Origin of the sequence: Bifidobacterium hominis (assembly GCF_040095915.1) — a bacterium.
GTDB classification, from domain to species: Bacteria; Actinomycetota; Actinomycetes; order Actinomycetales; family Bifidobacteriaceae; genus Bifidobacterium; species Bifidobacterium hominis.
On sequence record NZ_JBBMFR010000001.1, the window covers coordinates 13,735 to 30,684 of the forward strand.

Annotated in this window: 14 protein-coding genes and 1 pseudogene; 10 read left to right on the forward strand and 5 right to left on the reverse strand. The window is 56.1% G+C overall.

The genetic code is table 11. The features are described 5' to 3' along the window. Positions 1 to 8: 8 nt before the first annotated feature. Entirely contained in the window at positions 9 to 755 is a 747-nt protein-coding gene (locus WMO36_RS00065; protein WP_187324882.1) for an AraC family transcriptional regulator, read from the reverse strand. A 406-nt stretch (positions 756 to 1,161) separates the two neighbouring features. Then, positions 1,162 to 1,775 (reverse strand): annotated as a pseudogene (locus tag WMO36_RS00070) (transposase); the annotation flags it as partial. Positions 1,776 to 2,145: 370 nt separating this feature from the next. Between WMO36_RS00070 and WMO36_RS00075 the strand changes: the two are divergent. From WMO36_RS00075 to WMO36_RS00090, 4 genes are all read left to right on the forward strand, one after another. Continuing rightward, positions 2,146 to 3,027, forward strand: coding sequence for a lysophospholipid acyltransferase family protein (locus tag WMO36_RS00075; protein ID WP_144164438.1), 882 nt, complete (start codon positions 2,146 to 2,148; stop codon positions 3,025 to 3,027). Between the two features lie 190 nt (positions 3,028 to 3,217). Next, on the forward strand, positions 3,218 to 4,216 hold the full coding sequence (locus WMO36_RS00080) for an NAD(P)H-dependent glycerol-3-phosphate dehydrogenase (RefSeq protein WP_099571056.1): 999 nt from the start codon (positions 3,218 to 3,220) through the stop codon (positions 4,214 to 4,216). Positions 4,217 to 4,692: 476 nt separating this feature from the next. After that, the gene (locus WMO36_RS00085) at positions 4,693 to 5,829 is read left to right on the forward strand and encodes a D-alanine--D-alanine ligase family protein (protein ID WP_099571055.1); all 1,137 of its coding nucleotides are present in this window, start codon (positions 4,693 to 4,695) and stop codon (positions 5,827 to 5,829) included. Positions 5,830 to 6,009: 180 nt separating this feature from the next. Further along, complete coding sequence (locus WMO36_RS00090; RefSeq protein ID WP_099571054.1) at positions 6,010 to 7,131, forward strand: CPBP family intramembrane glutamic endopeptidase; 1,122 nt, start codon at positions 6,010 to 6,012, stop codon at positions 7,129 to 7,131. Between the two features lie 93 nt (positions 7,132 to 7,224). On the opposite strand, the gene WMO36_RS00095 is transcribed toward WMO36_RS00090, so the two are convergent. Beyond that, on the reverse strand, positions 7,225 to 8,010 hold the full coding sequence (locus tag WMO36_RS00095) for a mechanosensitive ion channel family protein (RefSeq protein WP_144164444.1): 786 nt from the start codon (positions 8,008 to 8,010) through the stop codon (positions 7,225 to 7,227). Positions 8,011 to 8,234: 224 nt separating this feature from the next. Here WMO36_RS00095 and WMO36_RS00100 point away from each other — a divergent pair, with 224 nt between their 5' ends. The 4 genes from WMO36_RS00100 to WMO36_RS00115 all read left to right on the forward strand — a co-directional run bounded on the left by WMO36_RS00100 (position 8,235) and on the right by WMO36_RS00115 (position 12,921). After that, positions 8,235 to 9,461: an Mbeg1-like protein gene (locus WMO36_RS00100; protein WP_271724489.1), complete on the forward strand. Its 1,227-nt coding sequence runs from the start codon at positions 8,235 to 8,237 to the stop codon at positions 9,459 to 9,461. Continuing rightward, on the forward strand, positions 9,461 to 10,666 hold the full coding sequence (locus WMO36_RS00105) for a DUF2974 domain-containing protein (RefSeq protein WP_144164448.1): 1,206 nt from the start codon (positions 9,461 to 9,463) through the stop codon (positions 10,664 to 10,666). Before WMO36_RS00100 ends, WMO36_RS00105 begins: the two co-directional genes overlap by 1 nt. Positions 10,667 to 10,851: 185 nt before the next feature. Beyond that, the gene (locus tag WMO36_RS00110; protein ID WP_349076528.1) at positions 10,852 to 11,559 is read left to right on the forward strand and encodes a TetR/AcrR family transcriptional regulator; all 708 of its coding nucleotides are present in this window, start codon (positions 10,852 to 10,854) and stop codon (positions 11,557 to 11,559) included. Between the two features lie 171 nt (positions 11,560 to 11,730). Then, positions 11,731 to 12,921, forward strand: a complete 1,191-nt coding sequence (locus WMO36_RS00115; protein WP_144164452.1) for a pyridoxal phosphate-dependent aminotransferase — start codon at positions 11,731 to 11,733, stop codon at positions 12,919 to 12,921. Positions 12,922 to 13,241: 320 nt separating this feature from the next. On the opposite strand, the gene WMO36_RS00120 is transcribed toward WMO36_RS00115, so the two are convergent. Then, positions 13,242 to 13,793: a gluconokinase gene (locus WMO36_RS00120; RefSeq protein WP_349076363.1), complete on the reverse strand. Its 552-nt coding sequence runs from the start codon at positions 13,791 to 13,793 to the stop codon at positions 13,242 to 13,244. Positions 13,794 to 14,069: 276 nt separating this feature from the next. Between WMO36_RS00120 and WMO36_RS00125 the strand changes: the two genes are divergently transcribed. After that, positions 14,070 to 14,804: a FadR/GntR family transcriptional regulator gene (locus WMO36_RS00125; protein WP_099571045.1), complete on the forward strand. Its 735-nt coding sequence runs from the start codon at positions 14,070 to 14,072 to the stop codon at positions 14,802 to 14,804. Between the two features lie 168 nt (positions 14,805 to 14,972). Here the strand turns inward: WMO36_RS00125 and WMO36_RS00130 are convergent, their stop codons facing one another. Then, entirely contained in the window at positions 14,973 to 16,319 is a 1,347-nt protein-coding gene (locus WMO36_RS00130; protein ID WP_349076366.1) for an MFS transporter, read from the reverse strand. A 326-nt stretch (positions 16,320 to 16,645) separates the two neighbouring features. Between WMO36_RS00130 and rpmB the strand changes: the two genes are divergently transcribed. Further along, complete coding sequence (gene rpmB, locus WMO36_RS00135; RefSeq protein WP_003807649.1) at positions 16,646 to 16,840, forward strand: 50S ribosomal protein L28; 195 nt, start codon at positions 16,646 to 16,648, stop codon at positions 16,838 to 16,840. The last annotated feature ends 110 nt before the right edge of the window (positions 16,841 to 16,950 follow it).

Consider the following 16,950-nt stretch of genomic DNA (forward strand, 5'->3'; position numbering starts at 1 on the left):
CTGGGCTTTCAGGATTGGAACGGCTGGGATAGTTCTGCACGATATTGCGATGGGGATTTGCCGTTCGCTCGTTTAAAAGCGGCGCAGAACATGCTTTGGCTGTGGAAGCCGCAGTCGGCGCTGATGGCGCCCACCGGCAGCGTCGTGGTGTGCAGCAGGAACTTGCCTCGTTCGAGCCTCGCATTGAGTATGTACTGATGTGGCGTGGTCCCGGTGCGTTCCTTGAAGCGTTTGGAGAAATAGTATTTGTCGATACAGAACACCGTCGCGAGGGAATCCAGTGAGAGGTCGTCATTCAGGTGTGCCGTGATGTACGGCAGCGACCGGTCGATGACGTTCAGGGCGTCGCCGTGCGGGCCGCTCGACTTGCCTGCGGACGCAAGTGAAGCCAACACACCATCGATGTGATGCGATAGTTCGGCCTCCCTTGCCCCTCTTCCCGCTTTGAGCATGTCGAAAATGGCGTGCATCTCGTGGAGACCATGTCCGCTTCTCCCAACGTCGATGATGTTACCGGAGCGTTCCACGATGTATTCGTACATGTTTCTCGCCGCCGGCCCGTCATAGTGGAGCCAGATATCCTGGCAGGATTCATCAGTGGAGAAGCGATGTGGCTCATAGCAGTCGACGATAAGGAATTGGCCTTCATGCGCAATGGCGTCGACGTCCGCGAAACGGATGCGGAATGATCCTTCGCTGATGTAGGCGATGAGGAAGTTGTTCATCGGGGCTCGGCTCAATCTGTACCCGGGCATAAAATCGCCAAGCCCAACGCGATGGGGATAGTACATGCAGTTGCGCATCTTCGGTGTGGCGGAGTAGAGGAAATACTCTGAGCGGCATGAGATCATGTTTGCTTCAGTGAGGTGCATTTCCGCCTCCCGGTCTCGGATGCGAGGGGTTTGTGGGTCGAAGTGTGCGTAGATGCGACGAACGCGGCGCATGGGAATGGTTGGGCCGTTGATTGCCTGCCGGGCTCTCCGGATTCATGATAGCGCGTGCCGTTAACGATCCAGGACTCCCGTAATCGTGCGGCTTTCGTCTGATATGACGGGCGGATTCTAGGGGCGGTTGCAACACCTGTTGTGTGCCGCTTGGTTGGTGTGTTGATGAGTTCGAGGATTTTCCCGCTGGGTTTCATGTATTCGAGGGTTTTGCGTGGCCGGATCGCAGCGCGTTGTTCAGTTCGCGGCCCAGTTCGCCCTTGCCTTGGATGTAGATCGTTTGGTAGATGGTTTCCGTGCATGCGTGCATGTCTTCAGTATCGGGGAAGTCCATGTCCAGTCGGTGGCTGATCTATTCGGGTCTCCAATGTTGTTTGACGCCGGCTTTAATCTCGTCTCATAGTCGCGTGCCTGGTCATGCCTTGCGTGTCTTGGGTCGTTTGAATCGGTCCGCTGACGTTTGTTGAGTACAGTGGGGCTCGTATTCGCCGGTGACGCGGTTATGGTTGGCGCGTATTTTACGGCTGACCGTGGATGGCTCCCGGTCCAGTAGGAGTGCGATGGCTCGTATCGAGTCACCGGCCTTGAGCCTGTCGGCGATCAGAATGCGTTTGGCCTGGTCGAGGTAGCATTATGTAGTTTGGTGGGTTTGTTCACGGGTGAACGGTACCAGTCCACGCTCGGCTTTTCATTGCACCCAGTGGCGCGCGTGTGCTCGTTGCGCCATACCTTGCCGGTGCGTTTGGACACGTCCACGGCGCGGGCGGCCTGTGTGAAGTTCAGTCTCGCGTTCAACGATGCCACGTACCGTTCGCGTCTCGTCCGACACATCTCGCCACGCGTTGGATACGACACGCCATCGAACACCCAGCGGCCATCGGCGGCCCGTCTCGTCTCGTCGCCCACTTGATTCTCCCGGAAATCGACCAAGTGTTGCAATGATCACTAGACCCCATCCTCTCCTCACAGACACAGGCAGTTAGGGAGGGGTGAGCTGAAAGGCGGCGACGCAAATGAAGCAGTGTCGTCCAATCTCATAAAGACGGAAAACGGCGGAACGGGTGGAAGGTGAATCGGCCCCTGGTTCCGCCTTTTCATATATTCGCTTCGTATATTCCGCGTTTTTTGTATTTCGTGTGTGCGTCGTGCATGAGCGCAATCGCCCCAACCAAGCGGAATGGGTGGTGGCAGAATGGAACGCATGGCATCCAAAGGAAAACCCTCGCCGCGTTCCGCGGTCAAACCGTTAAGCGACGAACAGGTCGCAAAGCTCGCACAGCATCACCATCTCGTTGATCCAACCCATGATTTTCCATGCGGGCCACGCAAAGCCAACACCGCGGAAATCGAAGCGCAGAATCCGAAAGCGACCCACCGACTGCTCACCGGATGCGACATCGTATTCCGTAATCGCACCAAACTCAAGGCGTGGGGCATCGAACATGTGCCGGAAACCGGTCCATTCATCACCGCGGCCACGCACGTCACCATGTTCGACGTGTTCGTGCCCATGATCTCCATATTCCACCAAGGCCGCCGCCCGCGTTATATGGCCAAAGCCGAAATGGCCTCGTGGCCGCTGATTGGCAAATGGTTCCAGCTGGTAGGCATGCAGCCCGTGCAACGACGTGCTGGCAAGGCGAAAGCCATCGAGGAGACCTCCGTGGAAATCCTCACCTCCGGCCGACCCCTAACCGTATGGCCGGAAGGCACGGTAACGCGCGACCCGCAGAAATGGCCGATGAGCATGAAAAACGGCGTGGGTGTGATCGCACTTGAGGCCTCACGCCGACTCGGCTATCAGATTCCGCTGTATTGCGCGGTAACGTGGGGTGCGGCAAGCATCAACCATTGGTGGCCGTGGCCGCGTAAAAACGTGGTCATGTGCTACGATGAGGCGCTTGATTATGCGGATCTGCTCGCCGATTGCGATTCCTGGGGTGAGGAAGTGCCGGAAGATCTCGCCAACGAACTCACTCGACGCATTCGCGTACGCATGACCGAAGTCATGGCCGAAATCCGCGGCGAACAAGCCCCCGACGGATATTGGGATTATCGCACGATGAGCCGAGTGAAGGACTGAATCGAAAAAAGACCGAACACTCGATTGCTGAAATGAAGTAATCGAAATACTGCCGGCCGATTGCGCGTACGTGTTGCGCGTATTGCGGTATGCATCGCGGTGTGCGTAGCCGGCGGTAGCATAAGGAAAGCAATTTTTGAGCCAAGACTCCGGACTATGAATGGTGCCTGGAGCAATGCAAGGAGCAAATATGACGAACGTGACGGTACTGGGCGCAGGAGCTTGGGGAACCGCTTTCGGTCAGGTGCTTGCCGATGCAGGCAACAATGTGACCATGTGGGCCATCGAACCGGAGATCGTGGAAGGCATTCGTGACCACCATCACAACGGTGTTCGCCTGCCCAGCGTGAAAGTGCTGCCAAGCAACATGACTGCCACCGGCGACCGTGCCGAAGCCGTAGCCAACGCCGACATTATCATCGTGGCCATCGCGGCGCAGTTCGCACGCGTCGCGCTCGCCGAATTCAAAGAGCTCATTCCCGAAACCGCGCTCGTGGCATCCCTGATGAAAGGCATTGAACGCACTACCGGCAAGCGCATGGACGAAGTCGTTATGGAAACGCTCGACCTGCCGGCCGACCGCTTCGCCGCCATTTCCGGACCGAACCTGAGCAAGCAGATCGCCGACCGCGAGCCGGCCGCAACCGTGGTTGCCTGCGAAAATCTCGACAATGCACGCAAGATCGCAGCCGCCTGCACCACCGACTATTTCCGTGCGTTCGTAACCCGCGACGTAATCGGCTTGGAAATGTGCGGATCGCTGAAGAACGTGGTCGCGCTGGCTGTGGGCATGGCCCGCGGCGCCGGCTACGGCGAAAACACCGCCGCCATGATCGAAACCCGCGGTCTGGCCGAATTGACCGCCCTGGGAGAGGCGGCAGGCGCCGATCCGAAGACGTTCGCCGGTTTGGCGGGCGTGGGCGACCTGATCGCCACCTGCGGATCCCCGTTGAGCCGCAACTACACGTTCGGCTCCAACCTGGGCAAGGGCCTGAGCGTTGAGGAAGCCACCAAGGTGAGCAACGGCGTGGCCGAAGGCGTGCCGACCACCGATGCGGTAGTGGCGCTCGGCAAGCAGTATGGCGTGCCCACGCCGCTCGCCACCGCCATGAGCCACGTGCTTTCCGATGGCATCTCCTGCGCGCAAATGCTGTCCGAACTTTTCGGCGAAGGCATCAGCGAAGAATAATCTTTCCGCAATATCGCAATTGCAAATAAGACCGCACTTTCAGGTGCGGTCTTTTTATTTTTTCGAGACATGCGATTGCGTAAAACGTCAATCGGAATTTGTTAATCGTCAATCGCCATATATTCGGCAATAATAGTAAATCTGTATAAAAATAGTCTAATCGTAATTAGTCTAATCGTAATTAGACAAAGCGCTTAAGCTCGGTTTTTCAGGCTGCAATCGCATCATTCCAACGTTTGATTCCGTATTCTATGATTCATGAAAATAGGACATGAGCGACGGGCGTGTGTAATCATGGTTCGTCGCGTGTGGCTGTGGGGTGCGGTTTGTATACTGAACTGCGATATTGCGAACGTGCGATATCGCAGGCGAACAGTAGTGCAAACCGGCGCGATATTGCGAGAACAAACAGTATTGACAGACGGTATTGGGCGCGTGTGCGTTCAACGGACCAATTTATGGAGCATAAGACAAAGATGGCAAAACAGCGCATTGTGGTGATGTATGGCGGCAAAGCCGACGAGCATTCGATTTCCTGCATCTCTGCGGCGGGCGTGTTGCGCGCGTTGGATACTGACAAGTTCGAAGCCATTGAGGTGGGAATTACCAAGAACGGCGAGTGGATCGTAGACGGCGAGGATCCGCGCAAGTGGAACATGAGCGAAGGTATGCCGACGGTGGAGAAGACGGATTCCTCCAAAGATGTGGTGCTGGATGTGGCACTCGGTCAGGATGGTTTCTTCGCTCGTGAAGATGACGGCACGTTGACTTCGCTTGGCCACGTGGACGCCGTGCTTCCGGTATTGCATGGTCCGTACGGTGAGGATGGCACGATTCAGGGCCTGTTCGAAATGATGAACGTGCCGTACGTTGGCTGCGGTGTGCTCGCTTCCGCCGCGTGCATGGACAAGCATTATACGAAGGTTTTGCTGGCTGCGGCCGGTATTTCCGTGGCTCCCGGCATCACGTTGGATGCGCGCGATTATGATGCCGCTTCCGAATTCGCCGCAGACGCGGACGAGATGCTTGCCGCGGTGCAACAGGCCGGATTGCAGTACCCGCTGTTCGTGAAGCCGTCCCGCGCCGGTTCCAGCTTCGGTGTGACCAAGGTCGAACATGAGGGCGATGCGGCCGAGCTTGCCGCCGCCGTGTTCGAAGCGTCCCACCATGATTGGCGTGTGCTCGTGGAACAGGGAATCGACGCACGCGAAATCGAATGCGCCGTGCTCTGCCCGAAGGCCGGCGAGGCTCCGCAGGCCAGCTGGCCGGGCGAAATCGTGCTTGACAAGCGTGCCGAGGGCGACGACCAGTTCTATGATTTCGACAGCAAATACATGAACTCCGACGCAAGCCATGTGGAAGTGCCCGCAAGTCTGCCGGAAGAAACCCTGAACCGTGTGCGCGAAACCGCCAAAAAAGCGTTCATCGCGGTCGACGGCACCGGCCTGAGCCGCGTCGATACCTTCGTGACGGCCGACGGCGAAGTGATGGTCAACGAAATCAACACCATGCCGGGCTTCACCCCGATTTCCATGTATCCCAAGGCATGGGAGGCGACCGGCGTGAACTACACCGACCTGATCACCATGCTGATCGAAGGCGTGCTGCGCTGATTTCGAGTGTGTGGCGGATCCGCGCCCGATCGTAGTGCTCGCCATGTGATCCTTTTCGTTGCGGACGCTTATGGCGACGGTCGTGAGATTGTAAGCTGATATTCAGCATTCCTGTACTAAGGTGCTGAGTATCAGCATTTTCATATATGCACTTCCGTGCACGTCGTCGCAAAGGCAGATATGACGTTTCCGCAGTACCCCCAATATCCGCAGCGGCCGCAACAACCGCAGCCGCGGCAGAATCCGCAACAACCATCCCAATATCAGCAATATCCGCAACAACCGCAGTATCCGCAGCCGCAAGCCAATCCTTATGAACTTTGGCTCAGGCGCGTGAAAAGCGTGTTCTCCCGCATCGGCGGAAGCATGTGCCTGATGGTGGTGATCTGGTATGCGCTTGCAACGGTGCTTTCCAGCGTGCTCTATCAGGTACTGCACACCACGAATCTGCCGAATTGGGCGGCGTATGTGGCATCGGATGTCCCTTTGTATCTCGTGGCCATGCCGCTCGCGGTACTGATCATGGGCAAATCGTCGGTCATTGCAACACGCAAGTTCGACATGAAACCGAGCCAATTCTTCAAACTGCTGGTCATGTGCTTCCCGCTCATGTATGCGGGCAGCCTTATCGGCAATATGCTGTCGTCGCTGCTCTCCGGAGGCAACGCCAGCAATTCGGTAAGTGACCTGGCCATGCAATTCGACGTGTGGAACGTGGTGTTCCTCGTGATTCTCGGACCGTTGTTCGAAGAATGGATCTTCCGCAAGGAACTCATCAGCCGCACGCGCAAATACGGCGAAAAAACCGCGATTGTGTTCTCCTCGCTGTTCTTTGGCTTGGTGCACATGAACCTGTTCCAATTCTTCTACGCATTCGCATTGGGGCTTGTGTTCGGCTACGTGTACGTGCGTACCAGCAAACTGCGTTATTCGGTGGTCATGCACATGTTCGTCAACTTCATGGGCGGTGTGGTCGCGCCGTGGGTGGTGAAGAACATTGACATCGACAGCCTGATGAACGTGCTGACAAGTGCGGAAAACGGCGACGGAACGGCCATGATGCAGTGGATAGATCAGAATGCGACGGGAATGATGATATTCGGCATCTATATGCTGCTGTATTACGGTCTGATCATTGCGGGTGTCGTGCTGCTTATTCGTGAACGTAAGAATTTTGAATTCTATACCGCGCCCGAAGAATTGCCTCGCGGCGTTCGCACGGGCACGGCAATAATGAACGTCGGTGTAATTACTTACATTGTAGTGACGGTTATTATTACGGCAATCAATCTAATGATGTAATAATTTCAGCATAAAAAAGTGCCGCATGTGGAATACTGCATGCGGCACTTTTTATGTATGGGCCAATCGCGATTTCCTCTGTTCGCGAGGAGATCACGATTCCTCGTTAATGGCGCGATTCTCAAGAAAATCAGCATTGGCGATGGAACGTGCCACGACGTTGATCATGTCGGAAAGTAACAATCCCGGCTTGGCAAACGCGCACACTTCGGCATTGATGCCGTAAGGGGAGTAGCCGGTCAGCCTCACTTTCGGAGGGAAGCGCGGATCAGCCAAATCGGCGGTGTCGCGCTGCACGGCCTCCACCACCTGACGGGTCATCTCGTCGATGTCAGTGCCGGCCTTGGCGGTGAACGGCACACGAACCATCATCTCATTGGACGGATTGAGTTTTTCCAGCGACGCGGTGTTCAGAATCGAATTCGGAATGATTTTGATATTGCCGTTGCGCTCGCGCACCACGGTCTGACGCCAGTTGATGTCTTCGACCACGCCATCGGTGCCCGCAACGTTTACCAGATCGCCCGGCTGGATCACACGGCCAAGCATCAGACCGAAACCGCCGATGATGTTCGCGATCGTATCTTTCATACCGAGCGACACCGCAAGACCGCCGATGCCGAGCGCGGTGAAAATCGTGGTCGGATTAATGCCGAACACAGGCTGCAGCACAGTGCCCACAGCCAACGTCCACACCACCGCACGCAGAATATTGATGAAAATCGAAGCGTTCGGCACTTGCGAACGGTCCAGCACCTTGCTCACGATTCGGGTGAGCAGTTTGTCGATAACGGCCGCGAGTACTGCGATGACAATCAGCAGAATGATTTTTCCGGAATTGGTTCTCAGCCAATCCACAACAATTCCAATCGGTTCCATGGTGTTCTGGAGCGTCCCTTCATAAGTTCGATTCGCAAGTATTACTGGTGCGCGACTTGCGTTCACTGCACCTGCGATGTGTGTTCGCAACTTGCGTTCGCACATATCCTACAGTGTGTGGCTGAGTCGGTTTGAGCGTGGGCGTGCGGGGAGCGCGTGCGAACATTTGGGGGAATGCGCGTGGTGACATGTGGTCGGAACTGCGGACGGGCTAGAGTTGAGGCATGGGCAATGTTGTGGATTATGTGCGCCGCGAGTTTCGCGGGTTCGGCGAATTGGCGTTCAGCAATGTCGATTCCCTGGTGCTTTCCGAGCTTTCCTACATGCGATTGCTGGGTTTGGTTCCGGCATTCGGCGAGGCCAAGTCGGTGGCGACCGTGCCGATCCGTGAATTGCTGCGCGCCGAAAGCTACGATGAGATGTTTGTTTCGAATTCCTCTGAAATGAACGATTATCGGCTTTCGATACTGCGTGCGGTTTGCGAATCGCCGCGATTCCGCGGGTTGCGGGTGGGGGAGTATGCCGAACGTTTGGATGAGGGCGAGCAGCAGCAATTCGCTGCGATGACTTTCGATTTGGGTGCTGATTTCGGCTTATATGTTGCATTCCGTGGCACTGATGGCACGCTCGTCGGTTGGAAAGAGGATTTCAATATGGCGGTGCGCTGCCCAGTGCCGTCGCAAGAATCGGCATATCGATATGCGGACTCAATTTTGGATAGGACGGAACGTTTCCTTTCGGCGAAGGAATCGCCCGGCATTATGCTCGGCGGGCATTCCAAAGGCGGCAACATGGCGGTATATGCGGCCATGCAAATCACGCAAAGCGATATTGAAGCGACCAACGAGCGTGCGCAACGGCTCGGACTGCTGCCGGCGCTCGGCGGAAGCGTGCCGGGACGCAACTGCAGAATCTCCCGCATTTTCTCGCATGATGGGCCTGGAATGTCTCAAGTCATGGTGCATAGCCGCGCATATCAGGCAATCGCGGCACGAATCGACAAAACCGTGCCGGAATCCTCCATCATCGGCATGCTGTTGCAATCGCAAATCAAACCAACCTTCGTCAAAGCCGACGCCATAAGCATTCTGCAGCATATGGGATCGAGCTGGCAGGTGACGCAATCCGGCGAATTCGAGCGGGCAGGCGAGTTGACAAGCGGTGCGCAACTCATCGGCAAAACCATCGACGGATGGTTCGACCGCGTAAACCAGGAACAGCGCGAGCGGGCCATCAACCAGATATACGACATCTTCGCAGCAGCAGGGTACGGTAATATCGCTGATTTGGTGGCGAATTGGACGGATTCGCTGCCGAAAATCGTGGCGGCCGCCAGGGGCACCGACGTTGAAACGCGCGAGCTCATCAAAGATGTGCTCAAGGCGATTCCGGCCAGCGCAGCGAAAGTCGCTGTCGGTGAACTGCGCAACGACAAGGAGGGGGATGCGTGATGGGCAACATTATTGACTATGCGCGCACGGAAACGCGCAGTTTCGAAGCATTGCCATTCCGCGAAGCCGACGCATTGGTGTTGGCGCAGCTTTCGTACGACGAAGTACCGGAATGCGTGCTGCTATTGGACGATTTGGTGGCGAAATACGGTACGTTGCAGGCGCGTGCGAAACAATTCGACATTCGGCGTCCGATCGCATCGTTGCGTATGTTGCGCAAGCCCCCGTTTGGCGGTGTGACGATTGCGCGTGCCGATGACGAGCTGAACCACGACAAGCCCGTGGCCGACCATGATGTGGAGAACGTAGGATTGGTCGATCCGCAGGTGACGCACGACTTCTACCATGCTGTGGCGGCGAATCCGCGGTTTTCCGACGTTGAGATGAGTGCGTACTGCGAGCAGTTCGATGGTGGTGCGCAAACGCAGTTCGCGGCGGTGACTTTCCGGCTGCCGTCGGGAACGCTGGTTGTGGCGTTTCGAGGCACCGATGATTCGCTGGTCGGATGGAAGGAAGACTTCAACATGGCCTTCCAATACCCGGTTCCAGCACAGGTTTCCGCAGCTGAATACCTGAAAAAAGTCGCCTCGCTGTGGGATGGGCCGATACTGCTGACTGGTCACTCCAAAGGCGGTAATCTGGCCGTATATGCGGCCATGAACGCCGAAGACGAGATCAAGGGTCGAATTGAACGCATCTACTCGCTCGACGGGCCGGGTTTCCCCGAGGAAGTGGTGAAAAGCTTCGAATATGCGAGCGTGAGCGATCGCATTGTGAAAATCGTGCCGGACTCCTCGGTGGTGGGCATGGTGCTGGAAACCCCCGAACGTTGTGTGGTGGTGAAATCCGACGTGGATGGCATCATGCAGCATTTCGCCTTCTCGTGGCAGATGCACGGGGGTGAATTCGCCAAGGCCGAAGACGTGGCCGATAGTTCCGTGGTGTTCAACAAGTCACTGAACGGCTGGCTTGCGGGACTTTCCAAAGAACAGCGAGAGCATGCGGTCGACGCGCTGTTCTCCGTGCTCGAGGCTTCCGGAGCGGGCAGTATTTCCGCGATTGTGGCGGCCGGGCCAAAGGTGATTCCCGAAATGCTCGGCACATATGTTGGCTTGAGCGGTGAGGATCGACGCAACATCAATCAGGCGCTGGTGATTCTGTTGCAGGCGGCGCTCGCGCGCAACCCGAAGGTGCAACGCAAGTAGGGCGCGGGCGGGTGCCGTGGGTGGCGTGCATATGCGACGTGCGTGACGTGCGCGACGTAAGTATGGTACTGCCGGCTGCGTTGTATTTGTAAATTCGTATGCGACATTCGGTGAAAAATGGTCTAGACAACTTGTACAATAAAACGTGGTTATGAGGCAACGTGACTAATTATCAGGGGGTACTGATGCCACGACCACGTAGGGATTCGGAAATCCTGCCAGCGAAAGATCGTCTTGAAAACGCTTTCTGGGAGCTGCTTTCGGAACGCGAGTACAACAAAATCACTGTCACCGACATCGTGCGCACGGCGGACGTGAATCGCAATTCCTTCTACTACCATTTCTCCGGATTACCGGAACTGGCCGATTCCGCCATTCTGCACGCCGTCGAAAACACGCCAATGCCGGGTGTGCCAGGGCGAGATTTCGATCCTGACACCGAATGGCGCAAGCACGTCACCGCGCTGATGCGTGACCCCGAACAGCGCCAGCGTCTCGACCGATTGGCATTGCTTGCCGGTCCGCACAGCTCACCGGAACTCGTTTCGTCGCTGAAAGAATTCGGGCGTTTGACCATGATTTCCGTGCTTGGACTGGATGCGGACCATCTCGATCTGAAAACCGATCTTATGCTCGACTTCACTGTCGGAGGTATGTTGGCGGTGTTGCAGCGCTGGCCGAAGTTGCATGAGAAACTGCCACTCGACACCGTATTCAACGAGGACGTCGCCGTGCTTGCGGCGGGCATGTTCATGTCGATGTCAAAAGCGGACATGTTTGAATATTGGCGCAGAATCTTCAGCAACGGTTTCGTGCCCGGCATGGAGGCCGCGCAGCGCAATCGACTGAGGGAAGCCGGGGAAGTCGAGGAAGCTAAAAGGACTGTCGAATAATACCGTTACATGACACCCTGCCCGCGATTGTGACAAAGCAGTGGTAGAAACGAAAGTGTTGCACGTTCGCCGCCATGAGGTGAATTCGCGATTGACTGACTGAATTGAGCCGGGCGCGGGCGTGCATGATATATGCGTCAGAAGTACGACAGTACGACAGGGAGGTTGTTCATGATCAACGAAGCCTACAAGGCCATGCTTGGCGGAAAGTCCGTGATCCGCGAGCTGAGTGAATACGCGACCGCGCGTGGCGCCGAAATCGGCTACGAGAATGTGTTCGACTATTCGCTGGGCAATCCAAGCGTGCCCTGCCCGCAAAGCTTCACCGACGAAATGATCGCCCTGTATAAGGATGCGGAACCGGTCGCACTGCACGGATACTCGCCGTCGCTGGGTATTACCTCAGTGCGCACGGCCATTGCGGAAAGCCTCAACCGCCGCTTCGACATGGACTATACGGCCGACTACATCTTCCCGACCACGGGTGCGGCCGGAGCACTGGCCCACGCGCTGCGCGTGGTGACCAAACCGGGCGACGAAGTTATCACGTTTGCCCCATACTTTCCGGAATACCAGCCGTACGTCAACGGAACCGGCGCGCACCTGACCGTAGTGCCGGCCGACACCGAAAACTTCCAGATCAATTTCGACGCATTCGAACAGGCGTTGAACCCGGAAACCGCAGCGGTGCTCATCAATACGCCGAACAATCCTTCCGGAGCCGTCTATTCCGCCGAAACGCTGACTCGACTGGCTGAAATACTGCGGGCCAAGCAGATTGAATACGGGCATGACATCTTCCTGATCTCCGACGAACCGTACCGCGAAATCGTATTCGACGGGGGTGTGCAGCCGTATCCGAGCAAGTTCTACGACAACACGCTTTCGTGCTACTCGTACTCCAAGTCGCTGTCGCTGCCGGGCGAGCGCATCGGCTATGTGGCGGTGAACCCGCGTGCCACCGACGCCGAACTGATCGTGCCCATGTGCGGCCAAGTCAGCCGCGGAACCGGACACAACTGCCCAGGATCCAGCGTGCAGCTGGCCGTGGCCAAGGTGGTGGATGAGACCAGCGACCTTTCCGTGTACGAAAAGAACATGAACCTCTTGTACGACGCGCTGGTACGCCTCGGATTCGACGTAGTACGACCGGGCGGTACGTTCTACATTTTCCCGAAGGCGCTTGAGGAGGATGCGAACGAGTTCTGCATGAAAGCCAAGGACTACGACCTGATTCTCGTTCCGTCCGACAGTTTTGGCGTGCCCGGCTACTTCCGCATGGCGTACTGCATCGACACGGAGAAGGTGGAGCGTTCCATCGCCGCGCTCGAAAAGTTTGTGCACGAAGTCTACGGCCGCTGAGTTCCTGACTGGAACCTCTGACTGGAGCAATCCGGACGCAAATATGCTAAGGGGCGTGTATCTGCCTTATATATGGCAGATACACGCCCCTGTTCGGAGCTATCTCGCTTATATATGGCAGTTCGGTTGGCTAAAACCTGCCAAATCGTGCCCTCGAAGTGCTGTTTCGCCGAGAGCGTCTGCCATGTATAAGCGAAATAGGCGTTCTTAAGCTGTGTGGAGTGTCCGTTTCTGCAGAATCGGACACTCATGGGCTGGTTTTGGGTGTTTGGATGTCCGATTCTGGTGAATCGGACACATTTGGACCGGTGGATGGTGGATTAGGAGGCCTGGGTTGCGGTTTGGGCTGCCGCGGTTGCGGCCACGGTTGCCGCATAGGCGTTCAGCGCTTCGATGGCACGGTCGATCATTTCGTCGACGCTGCCTTCGATGGAAATTTCCACGCCGTTCTCTTCGGAGGCGAGCGGCTCAAGAATGGCGAACTGGCTTGGCAGTAGCGCGGGTGGCATGAAATGTCCCTTGCGTTCGCTGAGCCTCTGCTGAATGAGCTCGTGGCTGCCGTTGAGATGAATGAAGAATGTGGGCACGTCTTTGGCGAGCACCTCGCGGTAGCTGCGCTTCAACGCGGAGCTGGACACCACGGTGTTTTCGTCGAGCGCCTCGCGTGCCACCATCCAGGAGTTGATGACGTTCAGCCATGGCCAGCGGTCCTCATCGGTGAGTGGAATGCCGGCTGACATTTTGTCGATATTCGCTTGCGGGTGGAAGTCGTCGCCTTCCGCGTACACGTATCCGAGTCGTTCGTGGATAGCTTCTGCGACGGTGGATTTGCCACATCCTGCAACGCCCATCACCACTACGTGAATGCTCATGTTGCTCTCCTTGCTGTTGACGATCCTGTGCCGCTTCGCACCAGGAATAAGACTACTATAAACCATAAAAGTAGTATCAGTCAAATAAAAAGTACTACGAATTGGAAAAATCGTGTGACTTGCTATGCTGGAGATAGTGCAAAATAGCGGTAAATCACGCAATCGTAGATATACGATCATCTGCGATTTGTGATTGCCGTGCATGTCGCAGAATATGTGAAACATACCGTGAAACAAAGCAGGCATGTTATGGAGTGAGCGAGGGAGGAACGGTCGATGGCTGAAGACACGGTAATCGCAGAAAATGCCGGCGGTGAACTGATGCAGGATTCGGTGAGCCGAACGCTTGCCATCGAAATGCTCGACGGCGTGTGGAAGGCTGGCGAAAGCCTTACGTTGGAAGACCTGCAAAGTCGTTTCGGTATTTCCAGAACCGTGGCGCGAGAAGTCGCGAAAACACTTGAATCCATGAACGCGGTACTTGTCAAACGTCGCATCGGACTTGTCGCACGCCCATTCGGCGAATGGCAGGCGCTCAACCATCAGGTGATCGAATGGCGTCTCCACTCCACGCAACGCGAGCAGCAGCTGTCATCCCTCACCGAACTGCGGCTAGCGGTCGAACCGGCTGCAGCGGCTTCCGCTGCACGTCTTGCCCCCATCGACGTCAAGGCGAAATTCCCCGTGTATGCGGCGAAAATGCGGCAGATCGCCGAATCCAACAAGGAAGGCGAAGCCGGACTTGCGCAATTCCATGATCTCGACGTGGAATTCCATACGTTGATCCTGCATGAAAGCGGCAATGAGCTGTTCGCCGCGCTTTCCGACACCATCGCCACCGTGCTGCGCGGACGCGTGGAACTCGGCAAATACCCGATGAAGCCGAAGCCTGACGCGCTCGACGCACATGATGCCGTAGCCGACGCAATCGCCAAGGGAGAGCCTGAACGTGCGCGCAGCGCCATGCTTGACATCGTCGACGAAGTGGCACGTGCCCTCAACTTTTTCTGATTTTCGAATCAGCATTGCTTTTCCCCGTAGACCCTGAAGAAGATTGCAATTGCGATTACTATGCGATCGACTCTTGCCATGCATGACTTTTCAGACGTGAGGCGACATCGGAAATACGACATGAAGGCGGCTGGTTGCCGAAAAACAGACAGAAGTTAAACGGCGAAACTACTTGCGGGTGGGGTCTTTTTGCACCAGGAGGAAGATGAGGGCAACGATCAGCAGGATTGCGATTGAAAGCACGCCTACAGAGGCGTTGCCGGTCAGCGAAGTGGTGGTCGCAACAAGGAAGGTGCCGATAATCGAAGCGGTTTTGCCGAAAATATCGTAGAAACCGTAATATTCATTGGCACGATTCTTTGGAATGATCTTGCCATAATACGAGCGAGACAACGCCTGAATGCCACCTTGGAACAAGCCGACAAGAATCGCAAGAATCCAGAATTCCGTAGCGGAACGCAAGAAGAACGCGGCAAACAGCACAATGCAGATATAAGCGATCACGGCGGTGGCGATCATGGTTTTTGCGCCAAAACGCCCAGCCAGCTTACCGTACGCGATCGCGCTCGGGAATGCCACGAACTGCGTGACCAGCAGTGCCATTACCAGATGCGTGGAGTCGATGCCCAACTGCGTACCGTATGAGGTGCTCATGGAAATCACCGTGTTCACCGCGTCGATATAGAAGAAGAACGCGATCATGAACATCCACAGCGGCTTGTTGCGACGGATCGCGCGGAACGTGGTGCGAAGTTCGTGGAATGTGCCGCGAATCGCCTTGCCGGCCTGGTTCGCGGTAGCGCGGTAATGCACCTGCTTATAGCTGGTGAGCAGCGGAATGGTGAACGCAACCCACCACAATGCGGTGATTACGAACGAAGCGCGCGTGCATGCCACCGTGGACCATCCGAACAACGACGGACCGCCGAAAATCAGCGCTATGCAGGCAATGAACGGAATCGTGGAGCCAATATAGCCCCATGCGAAACCATGCGAGGACACGCGGTCCATACGCTCATTCGACGTGATATCGACCAGCATGGAATCGTAGAACGTGAGCGAACCGTTCAGTCCGACCGTGGCGAGAATGCACACCACCAAGAAAACGAGCCAGCTGAGCGGCAGCGCCATCGCACAGCAGGCGACCACGCCCGTCAGGAAGAATCCGGTGAAGAACTTTACCTTCATGCCCTGCACGTCGGCCATGGATCCGAGCACAGGCATCATCACCGCGATGATCAGCGATGCGATGGTTTGCGCGTACCCCCATGTCGACACGATATTCGATTGGCCGGCGGACTGCAGCAGCGAGTTCGCGTAGATTGGCACGACGGCGGTCGATAGCATTACGAATGCGGAATTGCCGACATCGTAGACGATCCACTTTTTTTCGCGTGTGGTGAGTTTTTCGTTGGGTTCTGGCAGATTTTCTGCAGATGTTGCAGACGTTGCAGACGTTGTGGGCGCGGAAGTTGCGGCAGGCGCAGTTGTGGGCGCTGTTGCGCGTTCAGACATGATTGTTGACTCTTTCGAATAAACCGTCAATTCACTGTTGTATACACTACAGTTCATCTTAAATGGACGTAAGGGATGCGCTCTGCCGTTACGTATGAACAATGCATGAACATTGCGACTGATGTGTGATTGATGTCCAGTTTTTTGAACAAGCGCCATGATTCCGGGGAATCCAAGGCGATTTCTATCCACAGGTCTGCAATCTGGTTTGCGATTGGCTGGGGCTGGTTGTATAGTTGAGAAGTTGTGTGTTCTGCCATGCATTCAGTTGCATGGTGTCGAACGCGCAGACTTGCAAGTCAATAGTAATTTATAGGGAGTCCATTATGGCAGCTCGTTGCGCAGTGTGCGGCAAGGGACCGCAGACCGGTTTCACCGTTTCGCACTCACATATTCGCAATAAGCGCACCTTCCGCCCGAACCTGCAGCCGGTTCGCACCACCATCGACGGCGAGAACGTTCGCGTTCGCGTTTGCGTCAAGTGCATCAAGGCTGGCAAGGTTCAGCGCGTTGAAGCGTGAATCGCGAAATAACAGCTTGAAACCCCGGTAGACCGCTGGTCGCCGGGGTTTTGCTTTATGCGCCCAGGTCGTGAGTGTCCGGATTGTTCCAGTGGGTGGAGGTTTTGGGA

Coding starts and splice junctions, on each gene's coding strand:
- WMO36_RS00065 (WP_187324882.1), bottom strand. CDS start 755: ATGCCCGGGTACAGATTGAGCCGAGCCCCGATGAACAACTTCCTCATC.
- WMO36_RS00075 (WP_144164438.1), top strand. CDS start 2,146: ATGGCATCCAAAGGAAAACCCTCGCCGCGTTCCGCGGTCAAACCGTTA.
- WMO36_RS00080 (WP_099571056.1), top strand. CDS start 3,218: ATGACGAACGTGACGGTACTGGGCGCAGGAGCTTGGGGAACCGCTTTC.
- WMO36_RS00085 (WP_099571055.1), top strand. CDS start 4,693: ATGGCAAAACAGCGCATTGTGGTGATGTATGGCGGCAAAGCCGACGAG.
- WMO36_RS00090 (WP_099571054.1), top strand. CDS start 6,010: ATGACGTTTCCGCAGTACCCCCAATATCCGCAGCGGCCGCAACAACCG.
- WMO36_RS00095 (WP_144164444.1), bottom strand. CDS start 8,010: ATGGAACCGATTGGAATTGTTGTGGATTGGCTGAGAACCAATTCCGGA.
- WMO36_RS00100 (WP_271724489.1), top strand. CDS start 8,235: ATGGGCAATGTTGTGGATTATGTGCGCCGCGAGTTTCGCGGGTTCGGC.
- WMO36_RS00105 (WP_144164448.1), top strand. CDS start 9,461: ATGGGCAACATTATTGACTATGCGCGCACGGAAACGCGCAGTTTCGAA.
- WMO36_RS00110 (WP_349076528.1), top strand. CDS start 10,852: ATGCCACGACCACGTAGGGATTCGGAAATCCTGCCAGCGAAAGATCGT.
- WMO36_RS00115 (WP_144164452.1), top strand. CDS start 11,731: ATGATCAACGAAGCCTACAAGGCCATGCTTGGCGGAAAGTCCGTGATC.
- WMO36_RS00120 (WP_349076363.1), bottom strand. CDS start 13,793: ATGAGCATTCACGTAGTGGTGATGGGCGTTGCAGGATGTGGCAAATCC.
- WMO36_RS00125 (WP_099571045.1), top strand. CDS start 14,070: ATGGCTGAAGACACGGTAATCGCAGAAAATGCCGGCGGTGAACTGATG.
- WMO36_RS00130 (WP_349076366.1), bottom strand. CDS start 16,319: ATGTCTGAACGCGCAACAGCGCCCACAACTGCGCCTGCCGCAACTTCC.
- rpmB (WP_003807649.1), top strand. CDS start 16,646: ATGGCAGCTCGTTGCGCAGTGTGCGGCAAGGGACCGCAGACCGGTTTC.